We start from the raw sequence: 15,675 nt of genomic DNA on the forward strand, positions 1-15,675 counted from the left end.
TCAATGATCCGTGGTCAGGCGGTCTTCGAGCCGGCGCATTTCCAGGCTCGCGGTACGCGCGACATAGATATTGGCAAAAACTCCCGAAATCGCGGCGACCATGCCGGCCATGGTCGGAATCGTGGCCCGCGACACGCCGCCGGCCATCGACCGCGCATCGCCGCCGCCGGTGACGGCCATGACGTGGAACACCACGATCATCCCGGTGACCGTGCCGAGCAACCCCAGCAACGGGCACAACGACACACACACTTTGATCAACGACAGGTTCTGCTCGATCTTTTCCCGGGTGCGCGAAACCAGCGCCCGGCGAATCTGCCTGGCATTCCAGGACGCTCGCTCCGCGCGCTGCTCCCAGGCATTGACCACGACGATCACTTCCCCGGGCAGCACGAAGCGGAAATACCAGATACGCTCGAACACCAGCGTCCACATGAAGAACGTCAGCCCTCCGATTCCGTAGAGAACCGGGCCACCGGAGGCGACGAACTGCCGGATACTCTCCAGCGCGTCGTAGAGGGAGAACATCAATCCTTCCTCAACGAGGACTCGGTGTGTTCGGCAATGATGCCCGTGGTTTGCTCCTCCAGCACCTGCATCACGCGCCTGGCCCGCCCGCTGACCAGGGTGTGCATCAGCACCACCGGTATCGCGACGCACAATCCCAGCACCGTTGTCACCAGCGCCTGGGAGATGCCATTGGCCATCGCTTTCGGATCGCCGGCACCGAAGATGGTGATTGCCTGGAAAGTCACGATCATTCCGGTCACGGTGCCAAGCAACCCGAGCAGCGGGGCGACCGTCGCGATGATCTTCATCAGCGTGAGGCCGCTCTCGATTTTCGGAATCTCCTTCAGCACGGCCTCGCTGAGCTTGAGCTCCAGGGTCTCGAGATCCATGTCGGGGTTTTGTTCATGCACCGCGAGCACGCGCCCGAGGGGATTGTCGCTGAGCGCCTTGGCGCTTTTCAGCTGCCTGGTTACATGCGAACTCATCCTCATCAGCACGACCAGGCGGTAAACCGCCAGCAGCAAACCAAAAACGCCCAGCGCGATGATGATGTAGCCAACCAGTCCGCCCTGGTGAGCCCGCTCCTCGAGCGTGGGGGCGGCGATCAATGCCGCCAGGAACGAGCCTCCCGAGGACCCGGTGGGGTCGATGCCGAAAGCGTGATAACCGTCCGTGGCGTTGGCAAGTTCTTCGGCGGCATCGACGAATTTTCCGGCAGGCTGGCGCGGTAGTTCCGAGAGCAGGTGCTTCGTCGGCAGATACTCGAGGTACATGCCATCGTCACTCAGCACATTGAACACGCCGACCCGAACCACCGGCTTGACGGCCTGGTCGCCATTCGGCGCAATCACCGTTGCATCGAATTTCACCACCCGGCCGGACTCGATCATCTCCTGCTGCAGTTCGTACCACAATCCCTCGAGATCCTCGATGCTCGGCAGGCTCTCGCCGCTGCTTGCGAGCTCGATCAGGCGGTCGATCCTGCCGATCCGCTCCACCCCGAACTGGGCGCCGGTCATCGAGGTCTCGAAGGTTGCGCGCGCATCGCCACTGGCGGACGTCACATGACCGAATAGTTCGCTGAGCGAACCGAGCCGCTCGCGCAATTGCGCCTGCTTCTGGGAGATCAGCAGCTCGTTGGCCTCGAAATTGGTCTCGAGCTGCTCCGAGCGACCCTGCGCGGCATTGCGCTCGGCCTTGACCCGGTTGAGCTCCGCCTGTTGCCGGGTCTTGTCCTTGGCGAAACGCGCTTCCCGTTCGCGCGCCTCGCGCGCATCGCTCGCCTGCCCCTGCTTCACATACTGCAGCAACTGATCCAGCGTCTGCGGCTTCTGATCCGCGGCGCTGGCAACCGCGCCAAACCCGATTGCGATCGTGCTGAATGCCGTTGCCAGGAATCGGTTCAGCTTGTTCATAGCGTGCTCTCCGGTGCTGCTACCGGCAGCATCAGCAGGTCGATCGCCGCCTGCTTGTTGGCCATGCGGATGCCGTTCTGGATGGCGCTGCGGTACTGTGCGCTGTCCAGCTCCTCCCAGCTTCGGGTGGCCACGTTCCAGTGTCCCGATACCGCGAGATCAGGCGTCTGGTACAGCAGCGCGACACGACCGACGCGCAGCACGTTGACCTCGCGCTCCACGCCTTCGATCGTTATCGTGTCCTTGTAGGTGTCGATCTTGCGACCGTACTCGATCTCGATCTTGTAGGCCTCCAGCACCTGGCGGAACTTCTCTGCCGTGGTGACATCGGCACGATCGAGATTGTTGCGCAGAAAGGCGATCCGATTGCCCCGCTCCTGGAGATGGAACGGCAGATCGAGCGCCACGAATTCCTCGAGACCGTCGATCATGCGGATCACCAGCGGGGTGATCTGACGCTGGATGATCGTCACGTCGGCGATCGACTGATCGATCTGGGACGCACGGGTCGTCTGGTTTGCAACCTGCTTTTCGAGCCGTGCGTTGTAGACCTTCAGACCATCGATCTGCTTGGTCACGGTCTTGTATTCCTGCAGCAGGTCGCGGGTCTCGTCGGCGATCTTGTCGATCTTGGCCTGCGAAGCCTGGCCTGCCTCCGCGGACGCCTGGCTCACCCTGAAGATATCGTTGAAGGTATCGGCATGGATGCTCGGGGCGCCCAGCAGCGCCGCGACGGACATGGCGAGGAAGGCCTGCTTCATCGTGTATTTGCTCATCGCGATCTTGTCCCTGTTTTCGAACGTTCACCATCCGCGGGCATCGACCCCGGTCACGGCGCCCAAACCCTTACGGAATTTCCGACTATTTGCGACCTCGCTGCATTAAAAGGAAGTCATTTTGCCAAGTCAACGAGATCCTGAGTCCGCCTTGTTCTGGCGCAGGTTTCCGACTCAAATCGCTCGTCCGGCAACCGCGGGCAAACGCTCCAGCGTCACAAAGCAAAACCGCAGCCCGGGTTCCGCGGCGCTTTGACCAGGCACGCGCTCCGACTCCCGCCACTGCCGCGGGTCGATTTCGGGAAACCAGGTATCACCCGCGATCTCCAGCTCGATTTGCGTCAGGTAGATGCGATCGGCAAACCGCAGGCATTGCCGGTAGATTTCCGCCCCGCCGATCACCATGCACTCGCCGACGCCATCCCGGGTCGCGATCTCGCGGGCCAGCCCCAGCGCCGTGGGCAGATCGCGCGTGACGATCACATCCGCGGATGGCGCAAAACCAGACACGGTGCTCAACACGATATTGCTGCGCCCCGGCAAGGCGCGACCGATCGATTCGAAGGTGCGCCGCCCCATGATCACCGGCTTGCCGAGCGTCAGCGCCTTGAAATGGCGCAGATCCTCGGGCAAGCGCCACGGCAGGGCATTGTCACGACCGATCACGCGATTGGCGGCCATCGCGACCACCAGGCACAGCTTCACCGCGGCCCCGCTCATACCGCCACGGGCGCGGCAATATGCGGGTGGGCCTGGTAAGCGCGCAACGCGATGTCCTCGGCACGAAACGCGAACAGGTCACTTACCCCGGGATTCAGTTCCAGCACCGGCAAGGGATACGGCTCGCGCTCGAGTTGCAAGCGTGCCTGGGCGAGATGATTGATGTAGAGATGGGCATCGCCGAAGGTATGCACGAAATCGCCGGGGCGCAGGCCGCAGACCTGCGCAACCATATGGGTGAGCAGGGCGTAGGAGGCGATATTGAACGGGACCCCCAGAAAAACATCGGCGCTGCGCTGGTAGAGCTGACAGGACAGACGCCCGCCCTGAACGTAGAACTGGAACAGCGCATGGCAGGGGGCCAGCGCCATGCGCTCGATATCCGCCACGTTCCAGGCGCTCACCATCAGCCGGCGCGAATCGGGATTGCCGCGGATCTGCTCGAGCAGCGCGGTTATCTGATCGATATGCCGCCCGTCGGCGGCAGGCCAGCTGCGCCATTGGTAGCCGTAGACCGGTCCGAGTTCGCCATCGGCATCCGCCCATTCGTCCCAGATCGAGACTCCGTTGTCCTTCAGGTAGCGGATATTGGTGTCACCGCGCAGGAACCACAGCAGCTCGTGCAGGATCGAGCGCAGGTGCAGCTTCTTGGTGGTGACCAGCGGAAAGCCCTCGGCGAGGTCGAAGCGCATCTGGTAACCAAATACGCTGAGCGTGCCGGTGCCGGTACGGTCGCCCTTCGAAGCGCCATTTTCGAGGATGTGGCGCAGCAATGCGTGGTACTGCTTCATGGCCGTGCTTTGTCCCCGGCCGGCCCCGGACCGCGGTAAGCCCACAGCAGCAGCACGACACCGCCCACCAGCATCGGCAGGCACAACAGCTGACCACGGGTCAGCCAGCCGAACGCCTGGAATCCTATGTCGTGGTCAGGCTCGCGAACAAATTCGACCGCGAAGCGAAACACGCCGTACAGCGTCAGAAACAGCCCGGTCACTGCCAATCTCGGGCGCGGCCTGGATGAGTACCACCACAGCAGCGCAAACAGCAGCAGACCCTCGAGCGCGGCCTGGTAAAGCTGCGAGGGATGCCGCGCCAGCGCCAGCGGATCACGCGGGAACACCATACCCCACGGCAGATCGGTAGGCCTGCCCCACAGCTCCTGGCCGATGAAGTTGCCGATACGCCCGAAGCCGAGCCCCAGCGGCACGATGGGCGCCACGAAATCGAGAATATCCGCGATGCGGCAGCCACGCGAGCGCGCAAACCACCATAACGCGACCCCTACCCCGAGAAGCCCACCATGGAACGACATGCCCCCTTCCCAGACCCGGAACAGCCACAGCGGATCCTCCTGCAGATGGGCGAAACCGTAAAACAGTACGTAGCCGAGCCGGCCGCCAACCACGACACCGATCGCGCCCCAGAAAATCAGGTCCTCTACCTGCTCCCCGGTGATCGGCGCTCCCGGACGGGCGGCACGCACCCGCGCCAGCCACCAGGCCGAGGCAAAAGCGGCGAGATACATCAGCCCGTACCAATGCACCTTGAGCGGACCGATCGCGACAGCGACCGGATCGAAGGCAGGATGATGCAGCATCAGCGGCTCCGGGCGGTTTCTGGTTGCGGCACCATGGGCGCCGACCGTGGCGGAGCGCTATTATGCCTCACCGCAACCGCAGTCACAGCTTATGTGCCTTATCGTGATCGCCTGGCGCAGCCACCGCGCCTACCCCCTGCTCATCGGCGCGAACCGCGACGAGTTCCATGATCGCCCCAGCCTGCCCGCCGGATTCTGGTGCGACGCGCCGCAACTTTGCGCCGGCCGCGATCTGCTGGCCGGAGGCAGCTGGCTCGGCATCACCCGCGGCGGACGATTCGCGGCACTCACCAATTTCCGCGCCCCCGAGGCAAAGGCGAGCAACGCACCCTCGCGCGGGGAGTTGGTGAGCGCGTTTCTGCGTGGCAGCGATACGCCGCGCAGCTATCTCGAACAGTTGCAGCCGCAGGCGGCGCGCCATGCCGGCTTCAACCTGCTGCTCGGAGAACTGGGTGGCGAGCTGTACTACTTTTCCAACCGCGCTGATGCCATCCGGCGCCTTGAGCCCGGCGTCTATGGATTGTCGAATCATTTGCTGGACACACCGTGGCCAAAAGTGCGCGCTGCCCGTGCAAACCTGGCGGCACTGATCGAAGCCGAGCCTGGCACAGACGAGATATTCGCGCTCCTTGGTGAGCGCTCGCTGCCCCCGGCGCATGAACTCCCCGATACCGGGGTCGGCCAGCAACACGAACAGTTGCTCGCACCGTGCTTCATCGTTTCCGAGCGCTATGGAACACGCGCCAGCACCGTGGTGCGTGTGAGCCGGGAAGGCAGGGTGGAATTCGAGGAGCATTCCTTCGATGCCCGCGGCAAGCGCCAGCAAACGGTTGCACACCGTTTCCGGATCACCTGATCCGCGGACTCAGATACGCGTGCGCACCGGTACGCCTTCGCGTCGCAAGCGCTCGTCGACGCAGGCGCGGATCGCCCGCGCATCGTCCATGCGCGCAACCTCGGCGAGCAGCGCCACGGCCTGCGCGCGACTGAAACGCCGCAGCGCCGATTTCACCGGCGCGAGATTGGTCGCGCTCATCGACAGCGTGTCATAGCCCATCGCGACCAGCAGCAGGGCCGCGCCGGGGTCGCCGGCAAGCTCGCCGCAGATACTGACCGGCTTGGCGGCCGCATGCGCCGCGTTCGCGACCGCGGCCAATGCCTGCAGCACCGCGGGATGAAACGAATGGTAGAGCCCCGCGACCCGCGCATTGTTGCGATCAACCGCCAGCAGGTACTGGGTGAGATCGTTGCTGCCGACCGACAGGAAATCGACGCGACCGGCGAGAGCGGCCGCCTGGTAGACCGCAGCCGGCACCTCGACCATCACCCCCACCGGCGGCAACTTCACGTCCCAGCCTTCTTCGCGAACCTCCGCATGCGCTCGGCCGAGCAGTATCAATGCCTCGTCGACCTCGGCGGTATTGCTGATCATCGGCAACATGATGCGCAGATTGTCGAAGTCCACGCTTGCCTTGAGCATCGCGCGCACCTGCGCCAGGAAGATTTCCGGATGGTCGAGCGTCACCCGGATACCGCGCCAGCCGAGAAACGGGTTTTCTTCCTCGATCGGGAAGTACGGCAGCGCCTTGTCTCCACCCACGTCGAGCGTGCGCATGGTAACCGGGCGCGGCGCGAAGGCCTCGAGCTGTTCCCGGTAGATCAGGCGCTGCTCCTCCTCGGTCGGGAAACGCTCGCGAACCAGGAACGGTATCTCGGTTCGGTAGAGCCCCACGCCCTCGGCGCTGCGCCCCAACGAGCGAATGATCGCGGAATCGAGCCCGGTATTGAGCATCAGGCTCACCGCCTTGCCATCGGTCATCACGCACGGCAGATCGATGCAGCTTTCCATCGCGCGCGCATCGGCACGCTCGAGTGCCATCGCCTCGGCATATTGCTGCAGGACTTCCGGGGGCGGATTCACCAGCACCCGGCCTTCATTGCCATCGACCACGATCTCGGCGCCTTCCAGCGCCGCGAACGGCAGACCGACGACACCCATCACGGTCGGCACACCCATTGCGCGTGCCAGGATCGCCACGTGCGAATTGCCCGAACCCGATACCGACACCAACGCCGCCAGGCGCACTGCGGGCACATCGGCCAGCAAGGAGGCCGGGATCTCCTCCCCGACCAGCACGGTGTGCTGCGGATACTCGGTTATGGTCTGCACACCGGCCTGCAGTTGGGCCAGTACCCGGCACCCGAGATCGCGCAGATCGGTGGCGCGATCGCGAATATAGGCGTCTTCCATCATTTCAAAAGTCTGCACGTGCTCGAGCATCACCTGGCTCAGGGCACCCTGGGCCCAGGAACCGCCACGGATGCGCTCGATCACCTCGCCGGAAATCGCCTGATCGTCGAGCAGCATGCGGTAGGCATCGAACAGCGCCAGCTCTTCCGGGCGCACCCGGGTGCTCAGCTGGGTGCGGATCGCGGCAATCTCCTCGCGCACCCGGTCCACCGCCCGCTGGAACAGCGTCACCTCGGCGGCGGGGTCCGTGCACTCGCGCTGCGGGACGCTATCGAGATCCGCGGGTGGCGAGACCACCACCACGCGCCCGATGGCGATGCCCGGCGATCCCGATATCCCGCGAAATTCCGTGGACCGTCCGCGGGCATCGCGACGCGCCCCGCGAAACGCCCCGGTCAGACTGGCGTGGGCGATGAGACCGGCGAGCTGCGCCGACATCGTGACCAGGAAGGCTTCCTCGTCCTCGTCGAAACGGCGGCGCTCGCGCTGCTGCACCACCAGCACGCCGAGTACCTTGCGGTGGTGGATGATCGGCACCCCGAGAAAGGCCTTGAAGACCTCCTCGCCCGAATTCTCGATGTATTTGTAGTGCGGATGCGATTCGGCATTTTCGAGGTTGAGCGGCTCCTCGCGCCGCGCCACGTAGCCAATCAGTCCCTCGTCCAGGGCCAGGCTCACCTGCCCCTCGAGTTGCTTGTTCAGGCCCTCGGTGGCCATGAACACATAGCGATCGTGCTCCGCATCATGGATGTACACCGAACACACCTCGGTGCCCATCGCATCGCGCACGCGCCGCACGATGATCTGCAGGGTTTGCGGCAGATCGCGCGCGGTGACCACCTCCTGCACGATGCTGCGCAGCGATTTCAGCATGGAATTGACCGGCGTCTTTTCAGCTCCCATTGCGCACCAGCCTGCCGTGACGTGGCGCCAGTTCCCAGAGCGCCCGACGATAGACTTCCCGCTTGAACGGCACGATCTGTCCCAGCGGATACCAGTAACTGACCCAGCGCCAGTGATCGAACTCCGGGGCGCGATGCGCATCGACCCGCACCCGTTGGTCCTCGCTCACCAGGCGCAGCAGAAACCATTTCTGTTTCTGGCCGACAAAATTCGGATCACGCCGGTTGCGCATGTATTGCGGAGGCAGACGGTACTTGAGCCAGCCCGCGGTGCAGGCGAGCAGGTCCACATCGCTCTGCACCAGCCCGACCTCTTCGGTGAGCTCGCGGAACATCGCCTGCTCGGGCGATTCGTCCTCCTGGATACCGCCCTGCGGAAACTGCCAGGCATTCTGGCCGCGGCGGCGTGCCCACAGCAGGTCGCCCCGGCTGTTGGCCAGGATGATTCCCACATTGGGTCGATAGCCTTGTTCATCGATCACGCGCGCGCTTCCACCGATCGGAAAGGGTTCCGGGGCATTCTTCCACAGATCGTCCGGCGCGGACAAATCAACGGTGACTGCGACAGATCAGGGTCTTCAGATAGCGGGTTTCGGCAATCGCCGGGTGCAGCGGATGATCCGGACCCTGCCCGGTGATTTCGAGGATCTGCAACTCCCGACCGGCCTGCTGCGCCGCAGCACGCACGATGTCGATCAGACCGGACTCCTCGAGATGCAGCGAGCAGGAGGCGCTCACCAGGATGGCATCGTCAGTGAGCAGGTTCATCGCGGCCCGGTTCAGCTTCTGGTAGGCGTGTTCCCCGCTCTTCTGGTCGCGACGACGCTTGATGAAGGCGGGTGGATCGAGTATCACCACGTCGAAGCGCTCGCCCTCGGCCGCCAGTTGCTGCATCTGCTCGAAGGCATCGCCGCAACGAAATGCAAGTTGCTCGCCCACGCCATTCAGCGCGGCGTTGCGCGCGGCCAGCGCCAGCGCCGGCTCGGAGCTGTCGATGCCGAGCACCGAGCTCGCGCCCGCGACCGCCGCCTGAACGCCCCATGCCCCCGCATAGCAGAACACGTCCAGCACCCGCCGCCCACGCGCCAGCTCGGCCACGCGGCGGCGCCCGGTGCGATGGTCGAAGAACCAGCCGGTTTTCTGGCCACCATGCGGCGAGACCCAAAAGCGCACGCCGTTCTCGCCGAGCTCGATCAGCTCGGGTACCTCGCCATGAACCACCCGCGCGTACATCGGGAGCTGCTCCATATCACGGATGCTGGCGTCATTACGCAGCAGAATACCCGCCGGTGCCAGCAGTTCGACCAGCACCGCAACCAGCGCCTCGAGCAGCACTTCCATGCCCGCGGTCGCGATCTGCACCACCACGTATTCGCCGTATCGATCGACGATCAGGCCGGGCAACCCGTCGCTGTCTCCGTAGGCAAGGCGGTAAAAGGGTTCGCTGAACAATTGCTCGCGCAAGGTGAGCGCCACACGCAGCCGCCCGCGCAGAAACGCCTCGCCCACCGCGGTGTTGCCCTCGCGCACCAGCATGCGGGCGCAGATCAGGGAGTGCGGGTTTACCGAAACCACGCCGAGCGGTCTTCCACTTGCGGCAAACAGCAGCGCCTGTGCACCCGGCGTGAACGCTCTGAGCGGTGTGGCCGCGGTATCGATCTCGTTGCTGTAGACCCAGTTGTGACCCTGGCGGATACGGCGATCTTCGTTACGCCGCAATTGCAGGCGCGGCAGCTCCATCGCGCCACTCATCAGCTGGACGCTCCGGGTTCATTCCTCATCGAGGCTTGCTTCATAGGCTTCGGCGTCGAGCAGCGCGTCCATGTCCTCGCTGCTGTCGGCGCGCAGCCGGAAAAACCATCCGTCGCCATAGGGGTCGGCATTTACCTGTTCCGGGTTGCCTTCGAGCGCCTCGTTGACTTCGATCACCTCGCCCGCGACCGGAGCGTAGATATCGGACGCGGCCTTGACCGATTCGACCACGCCGGCCTGCTCGCCCGCATCGAGGTGGGTGCCTGTTTCGGGGAGTTCGACGAACACCACATCACCGAGCGCGGCCTGGGCATGATCACTGATACCCACGGTCACGATACCCGTGCCATCGTCCATGGCCCACTCGTGGGTAATGGCAAATTTTCGATCCGCAGGAACAGTGCTCATCGGGAACCCCCGGCAATAAAATAGAAGGATGAAGAGTGGCGATCGCTGACCGGCGGCGATTCTAACGTCCGCCCCGGCAAAACAAAACCACGCCGGCGCGACGTTGAACGCCTTCTCAGCCAAGCCCCATGGCGCGGCGCATGAACTCGCGTTTGAGCGGCCCGCTGCGATGCACCAGGCTCATGCCGACGTTACGCAGCAGGCGCAGGTCGAGCCGATCCGCGCCGTACAGGCGGCGAAACCCCTGCATCGCGCGCAGCATCAGCGCGTTTTCCCCGCGTCGACGCCTCTGGTAGCGTGCCAGCACGTCCAGATCGCCGGGTCCGGCGCCACGACGCAGGGCGCGACCAAGCTCTTCGGCCAATACCCGCACGTCGGAGAATCCGAGGTTGATGCCCTGCCCGGCCAACGGATGGATCACGTGCGCGGCATCGCCGACCAGCACGACGCCCGGGGCAACATACGCGTCGGCATGCTGTTGGCGCAGCGGAAAATCGTAGCGCCGGGATACCTCGCTTATGCCACCGAGACAACTCTCGCAGGCGCGCTGCAACTCCAGCGCGAACGCGCGATCGTCGAGCGCCAGCAACTGTTGTGCCCGTCCATCGTCCGCGCTCCACACGATCGAGCAGGCGTGATCAGCCTCCAGCGTCGCCAGTGGCAGCAGTGCCAGCGGTCCGGATTGCAGAAATCGTTGCCGCGCGGTGCGCCGGTGACCCTCGTCCGTGCGGATGGTGGCAACGATCGCACGCTGGCCGCAGTCCTCGGTGCGCGCCCGCACACCACACAACCGGCGTACCGCGGAATTTGCACCATCGGCGCCGACCAGCAACGCAGTATCGATGAGAGCGCCGGAGGCAAGCTGCAGGCGCAGCGCGGCGCGCCCGGCTACAGGCTGCTCGAGGGCGAGCAGCCGCTCGGATCCCTTCAGCTCGACATTAGGGCAACTGCCCAGGCGCGCCAGCAAAGCACCCACGATCCAGCGGTTCTCGACGATATGGCCGAGTTCCGGTCGCCGCACCTCCTCGGCGCGGAACTCGATCAGGCCACTGCCGTCCTCCTCCCATACGCGCATCGCCTCGTAGGAGCTCCGGGCTCGCGGCGGGATCAAATCCCAGGCGCCGACCTCGCGCATCAGCTCCGTCGAGGCGGCGCTCAGGGCGCTGACCCGTGGATCGACCTCGGCAATGGTAGCGGCAAGCGGCGGCAGCGAGTCCGCCAGCGCAGCGGCCTCGACCAGCAGTACCTCGTGACCGAGCGGCGCCAGAGTTGCGGCCAGCGCGCAGCCGGCAATACCGCCGCCGACGATCACCACATCATAAGAAGGCACTCGAGGAGACTTCATCGATGCTCAGCTCCCACCCAGTCCGGTCGCCTGGCGCACCAGCAGACTGCGTGCCCCGGGCAGCAGATCGAGCCCGATCAGGCCGAGACCACGCGCCGCAGCCAGCGGCAGAAACGCACTGCCGAACAACCGCGGCAGCACGTCGCTGAAGCCGCCGGTGAGTTCCTGATCGAGGCGCTGTGCATCCACGAAGCGCTGCAGCAGGGCCAGCGAGCCCGGGTTTTCACCCCGCGCATCAGCCTCGCGCAACAACTCGGCGAGCGCCGCCACATCGCGCAACGACAGGTTGAATCCCTGCCCGGCCACCGGGTGGAGCGAGTGCGCGGCATTGCCGAGCAGCACCACGCCGGCACGCGCCTGCTCGCTCGCCGAGGACCGGCCGAGAGGGTAGATATGGCGCTCGCCGCAACGGCTCAAGCGCCCGAGACGATAACCGAAGCGGGTCTGCAGACGGCGCAGGAAACTGCTTTCATCGAGGGCTGCCGCTGCGGTCGCGAGCGCGGGTGGCAACACCCAGACCAGTGCGCTGCGCGCACCTCGGTCGGCGTCCGGCGGCAATGGCAGCATGGCCAGCGGCCCCTGGTCACTGAAGCGCTCGAACGCAAGCCCGCCGTGGTCTTTCTGGTGTCCGATATTGGTGATCAGGGCGTGCTGCCCGTAGGGCAGCTGCTCCATGGCGATGCCAAGCCGGGCGGCAAGGCCGGAGCGCGCGCCATCGGCGATCACCGCGAGTGAGGCGTCGAATTCGAGCTCCCGCCCGTCCTCGCGCACATCCAGCCGCGCACCACCGGGAGTGACTCGGATGTTCGCAACACTGGCGGGTGCCAGCACTCGCAGCGACGGACATCTGGCCAAGGCGCCATGAAGCACGCTGCCGAGCCACTGGTTCTCGACCACGAAACCGAGCGCTTCGAGGCCTTCCTCACGCGCATCCATGCGGGTCGACCCGAAATGTCCGCGATCGGACACATGGATGCGTTGTATCGCCTGGGCATGACCACGCACCGCTTGCCAAAGGCCCAGACCGTCGAGAAAGCGCGCGCTGCTCAACGACAATGCGGTCGAGCGCGCATCGAAACTCGGCTGCCGGGAAGGCGCGTGTCCGGCGCCCAGCAATGCCGTGCTCTCGATCACCGCAACGCGCAGCGTGGTATTGCTCAGCGCGCACGCCAGGCTGGCACCGACCATGCCACCGCCGACGATCACCACATCGAAGTGCTCTGCGCTCACCTGGATTTCGCCATCAATTGCTCGATATCGGCGACTGCTTTCGGCGCCGCATCGCTCAAAACCTGGCGTCCACCACGGGTCACCACCACGTCATCCTCGATGCGGATGCCGATGCCGCGCCATTTCTTGGCCACGGAAGGATCATCCGGTGAAACATAGATACCGGGTTCGATGGTCAGCACCATGCCGGGTTCCAGCACCCGCCACTCGTCGGCGATCTTGTAGTCGCCCACATCGTGCACGTCCAAGCCGAGCCAGTGACCGGCCCGGTGCATGTAGAAGGGCCGGAAGGCCTCGAGATCCACCAGCTCGTTCAACTCGCCATCGAGCAGGCCGAGGTCACGCAGGCCCGCGGTGATCACGCGCACCGTGATGTCGTGCGGCTGGTTCCAGTGACTGCCCGGCTTCACGGCGCGGATTGCGGCGAGCTGTGCCTCCAGCACGATCTCGTAGAGCGCGCGCTGCGCGCCATCGAAGCGGCCGTTGACCGGAAAGGTGCGGGTCACATCCGAGGCGTAGTGCTCGAACTCGCAGCCCGCATCGATCAGCACCAGCTCGCCGGCGCGCAACCGGGCGTTGTTCTCGACGTAGTGGAGGATGCAGCCGTTGCGTCCACCGCCGACGATGCTGCTGTAGGCAGGCGAACGCGCGCCCCGGGTGGCGAACTCGTGCAGCAGCTCCGCCTCGAGCTGGTACTCGTACATGCCGGGCCGGCAGACACGCATGGCACGCTTGTGTGCCTGCGCGGAAATCTCGCCCGCGCGCTGCATGACCTTGATCTCGTCCGTGCTCTTGTAGAGACGCAGCTCGTGCAGCAGATGATCGAGATCGAGAAACTCGCCGGGCGGATGCGCTCCGGACCGGGCCCTGGCGCGGATCTTGTTGATCCAGACCATCAGCCGGCGATCGAAATCCGCTTGCCGGCCCATTGCGTAATAGACCCGCTCGCGCCCCTCGATCAGGCCGGGGAGGATGTCATCGATATCGCCGATCGGAAATGCATCATCGGCGCCATACTGCTCGCAGACACCCTCCGGACCCGCGCGATAGCCATCCCATAACTCACGCGCGCGGTCGCGTTCGCGACAGAACAGGAGGAATTCGCCGTGGCGCCGTCCGGGGGCCAGCACCAGCACGGATTCCGGTTCGGAAAACCCGCTGAGGTAGTGAAAATCGCTGTCCTGGCGAAATGGATAGGTGTTGTCGCGGTTGCGGATGCGGATCTCGGAAGAGGGCAGGATCGCGATGCTGTCCGGCTCCATCAACGCCATCAGGTCACGGCGCCGGCGCGCAAACTCCCGGTTGCCGATCCGCGGTTGCGCGGGCGCGCGCCTGCTGGTGGCCGGCATCAGTGCAGCGTCGCTTCGACGGGCGCCGCGCGCTCGGTGAAGATTCCGAGCGCGGCGATGCGCACGAACTCCGCGATCTGCATGAAATCATTCTCGTCCTCGTCGTCTCCCTCGGCCAGTGACTCCTCGTCGAGACCACCCGCGATGGAACCCAGATCGGCAAGAATCTCGCTGGTCTCGGCGGACAGCGCCGCACCGCTATTCATCGCGGAAAAGCCGTCGACGAAAGCCTCGCACCACTCGGCAAGCGCCCGTACCCGCGCCGCGAGGCTGGTGTCGTCGTCGGGAAGCAGCGGCGTGAATCCAAACTCCGGATCGCGCAGCGCCTCCTCGGTGACACGCACTGCATCGAGCACTCCGCTCACCTTCAGGTCCTGCTCATCGAGGACCAGATCGAGGCAGGCGCCCAGCGCGGAGGCGCTGAGACGCGCGCCGGTATCCGCGCACAAGCCTCCCACCAGGGCCCCGTGCAGGCTGGCAACGGAGAGCTCCGGATCGAGCATCGCGGCAATTGCCGCAAAGCCATCGCTTTCGGCTTGCATCATTCAGACACCGTGAACCATCTTGAAATCGTCGCTCGATTGACCGTGACAGGGTGGCTCACTATAGTAACCAAAGCGCGTGATGCGATGAAGGCATCCAATGGAAATGCAGCAATTGAAACTTCTCGAGCAACGGGTCGAAGACCTGATCCGGCTGTGTGCACGCCTGGATCAGGAGATCCGCGCCCTCAAGAGCTCGGAGCGGCAACTGCGCGACGAACGGGCGCAACTGCTGCGCAAGAACGAGGACGCGCGCTCCAAGGTGGAAGCGATGATCGGGCGCCTGCGCTCCCTGGAGCAGGAATCATGAGTGCGGATGTCAACACCGTAAAGGTGAACATTCTCGACAAGGATTACCAGGTTTCCTGCCCGGCCGCGGAGCGCGATGCGCTGGTCGAATCGGCGCGTTACCTCGACCAGCAAATGCGCACCATCCGCCAGGGTGGCAAGGTGGTCGGCGTCGAGCGCATCGCGGTGATGGCAGCGCTCAACATCACCCATGAGCTGATTCGCCAGGGTCAGCAGTCCAGCCTCGGCAGCCAGGATCTGCAGGAGCGGATCCGACGGCTTACCACGCGCATCGACGACAGCATCAACAGCGTCCGCCAGATGGAAATGTAGACCCGTCGGCTGCTTCGCATAATTCTGCTGTTATACTTCACGCCGATTCCCTGGACTATTTGCCAGCCAGTTAGTCCTCGAGCCGATTGACACCAAACTGGGGGTCTCTCGATTGGAGCCAGTGTGCATGTCCGCACGTCGGAAAGCCTGAGGCGCCGCAGAGGCCACCGCCTTGAACCGTTGGGTTCAAGGGCGACATTGGCAGCGGTAGCTCCGGGGAATCCCCATCCTGCGCCTGATCACCCGGATACCTGATC

The 15,675-nt window shown here is 64.6% G+C and carries 17 protein-coding genes and 1 other RNA gene; 4 read left to right on the plus strand and 14 right to left on the minus strand.

Translation table 11 applies throughout. The features are described 5' to 3' along the window. From IPF49_09115 to IPF49_09140, 6 genes are all read right to left on the minus strand, one after another. Window positions 1-528, minus strand: a complete 528-nt coding sequence (locus IPF49_09115) for a MotA/TolQ/ExbB proton channel family protein (GenBank protein ID MBK6287770.1) — start codon at window positions 526-528, stop codon at window positions 1-3. Next, window positions 528-1,925 (minus strand): MotA/TolQ/ExbB proton channel family protein, encoded by a 1,398-nt coding sequence (locus IPF49_09120; protein MBK6287771.1) that lies wholly within the window; start codon window positions 1,923-1,925, stop codon window positions 528-530. Before IPF49_09120 ends, IPF49_09115 begins: the two co-directional genes overlap by 1 nt. Next, complete coding sequence (locus tag IPF49_09125) at window positions 1,922-2,701, minus strand: DUF3450 domain-containing protein (protein ID MBK6287772.1); 780 nt, start codon at window positions 2,699-2,701, stop codon at window positions 1,922-1,924. The genes IPF49_09120 and IPF49_09125 overlap by 4 nt, the downstream gene beginning before the upstream one ends. 174 nt (window positions 2,702-2,875) lie before the next feature. Beyond that, window positions 2,876-3,421 (minus strand): dihydrofolate reductase, encoded by a 546-nt coding sequence (locus IPF49_09130; GenBank protein ID MBK6287773.1) that lies wholly within the window; start codon window positions 3,419-3,421, stop codon window positions 2,876-2,878. After that, window positions 3,418-4,212 carry a thymidylate synthase gene (locus tag IPF49_09135; GenBank protein MBK6287774.1) on the minus strand — a complete coding sequence of 265 codons (795 nt, stop codon included), beginning with the start codon at window positions 4,210-4,212 and terminating at the stop codon, window positions 3,418-3,420. The genes IPF49_09130 and IPF49_09135 overlap by 4 nt, the downstream gene beginning before the upstream one ends. Then, the gene (locus tag IPF49_09140) at window positions 4,209-5,018 is read right to left on the minus strand and encodes a prolipoprotein diacylglyceryl transferase (protein ID MBK6287775.1); all 810 of its coding nucleotides are present in this window, start codon (window positions 5,016-5,018) and stop codon (window positions 4,209-4,211) included. The genes IPF49_09135 and IPF49_09140 overlap by 4 nt, the downstream gene beginning before the upstream one ends. Window positions 5,019-5,109: 91 nt before the next feature. Here IPF49_09140 and IPF49_09145 point away from each other — a divergent pair, with 91 nt between their 5' ends. Next, window positions 5,110-5,874 (plus strand): NRDE family protein, encoded by a 765-nt coding sequence (locus tag IPF49_09145; GenBank protein ID MBK6287776.1) that lies wholly within the window; start codon window positions 5,110-5,112, stop codon window positions 5,872-5,874. Window positions 5,875-5,883: 9 nt separating this feature from the next. Here the strand turns inward: IPF49_09145 and ptsP are convergent, their stop codons facing one another. From ptsP to IPF49_09185, 8 genes are all read right to left on the minus strand, one after another. After that, on the minus strand, window positions 5,884-8,142 hold the full coding sequence (ptsP, locus tag IPF49_09150; GenBank protein MBK6287777.1) for a phosphoenolpyruvate--protein phosphotransferase: 2,259 nt from the start codon (window positions 8,140-8,142) through the stop codon (window positions 5,884-5,886). A gap of 19 nt (window positions 8,143-8,161) precedes the next feature. Beyond that, window positions 8,162-8,653 carry an RNA pyrophosphohydrolase gene (locus tag IPF49_09155; GenBank protein MBK6287778.1) on the minus strand — a complete coding sequence of 164 codons (492 nt, stop codon included), beginning with the start codon at window positions 8,651-8,653 and terminating at the stop codon, window positions 8,162-8,164. 67 nt (window positions 8,654-8,720) lie between these two features. Continuing rightward, a complete protein-coding gene (locus IPF49_09160) occupies window positions 8,721-9,911 on the minus strand; it encodes a class I SAM-dependent rRNA methyltransferase (GenBank protein ID MBK6287779.1) in 1,191 nt (396 codons plus the stop codon). A 30-nt stretch (window positions 9,912-9,941) separates the two neighbouring features. Next, the gene (gcvH, locus tag IPF49_09165) at window positions 9,942-10,331 is read right to left on the minus strand and encodes a glycine cleavage system protein GcvH (GenBank protein MBK6287780.1); all 390 of its coding nucleotides are present in this window, start codon (window positions 10,329-10,331) and stop codon (window positions 9,942-9,944) included. 115 nt (window positions 10,332-10,446) lie between these two features. Further along, window positions 10,447-11,676, minus strand: coding sequence for a UbiH/UbiF/VisC/COQ6 family ubiquinone biosynthesis hydroxylase (locus IPF49_09170; protein ID MBK6287781.1), 1,230 nt, complete (start codon window positions 11,674-11,676; stop codon window positions 10,447-10,449). A gap of 6 nt (window positions 11,677-11,682) precedes the next feature. Continuing rightward, window positions 11,683-12,864: a 2-octaprenyl-6-methoxyphenyl hydroxylase gene (gene ubiH, locus IPF49_09175; protein MBK6287782.1), complete on the minus strand. Its 1,182-nt coding sequence runs from the start codon at window positions 12,862-12,864 to the stop codon at window positions 11,683-11,685. A gap of 38 nt (window positions 12,865-12,902) precedes the next feature. Beyond that, a complete protein-coding gene (gene pepP, locus IPF49_09180) occupies window positions 12,903-14,255 on the minus strand; it encodes a Xaa-Pro aminopeptidase (protein ID MBK6287783.1) in 1,353 nt (450 codons plus the stop codon). After that, window positions 14,255-14,800, minus strand: coding sequence for a UPF0149 family protein (locus IPF49_09185; GenBank protein MBK6287784.1), 546 nt, complete (start codon window positions 14,798-14,800; stop codon window positions 14,255-14,257). The genes pepP and IPF49_09185 overlap by 1 nt, the downstream gene beginning before the upstream one ends. A gap of 97 nt (window positions 14,801-14,897) precedes the next feature. Here IPF49_09185 and IPF49_09190 point away from each other — a divergent pair, with 97 nt between their 5' ends. From IPF49_09190 to ssrS, 3 genes are all read left to right on the plus strand, one after another. Beyond that, on the plus strand, window positions 14,898-15,107 hold the full coding sequence (locus IPF49_09190; GenBank protein ID MBK6287785.1) for a TIGR02449 family protein: 210 nt from the start codon (window positions 14,898-14,900) through the stop codon (window positions 15,105-15,107). Further along, entirely contained in the window at window positions 15,104-15,418 is a 315-nt protein-coding gene (locus IPF49_09195) for a cell division protein ZapA (protein ID MBK6287786.1), read from the plus strand. Before IPF49_09190 ends, IPF49_09195 begins: the two co-directional genes overlap by 4 nt. A 44-nt stretch (window positions 15,419-15,462) precedes the next feature. Beyond that, window positions 15,463-15,642, plus strand: a non-coding RNA gene (gene ssrS, locus IPF49_09200) — 6S RNA. Window positions 15,643-15,675: the final 33 nt, after the last annotated feature.

It is taken from the genome of Gammaproteobacteria bacterium (assembly GCA_016705365.1).
In the GTDB taxonomy this organism is placed as follows: domain Bacteria; phylum Pseudomonadota; class Gammaproteobacteria; order Pseudomonadales; family UBA5518; genus UBA5518.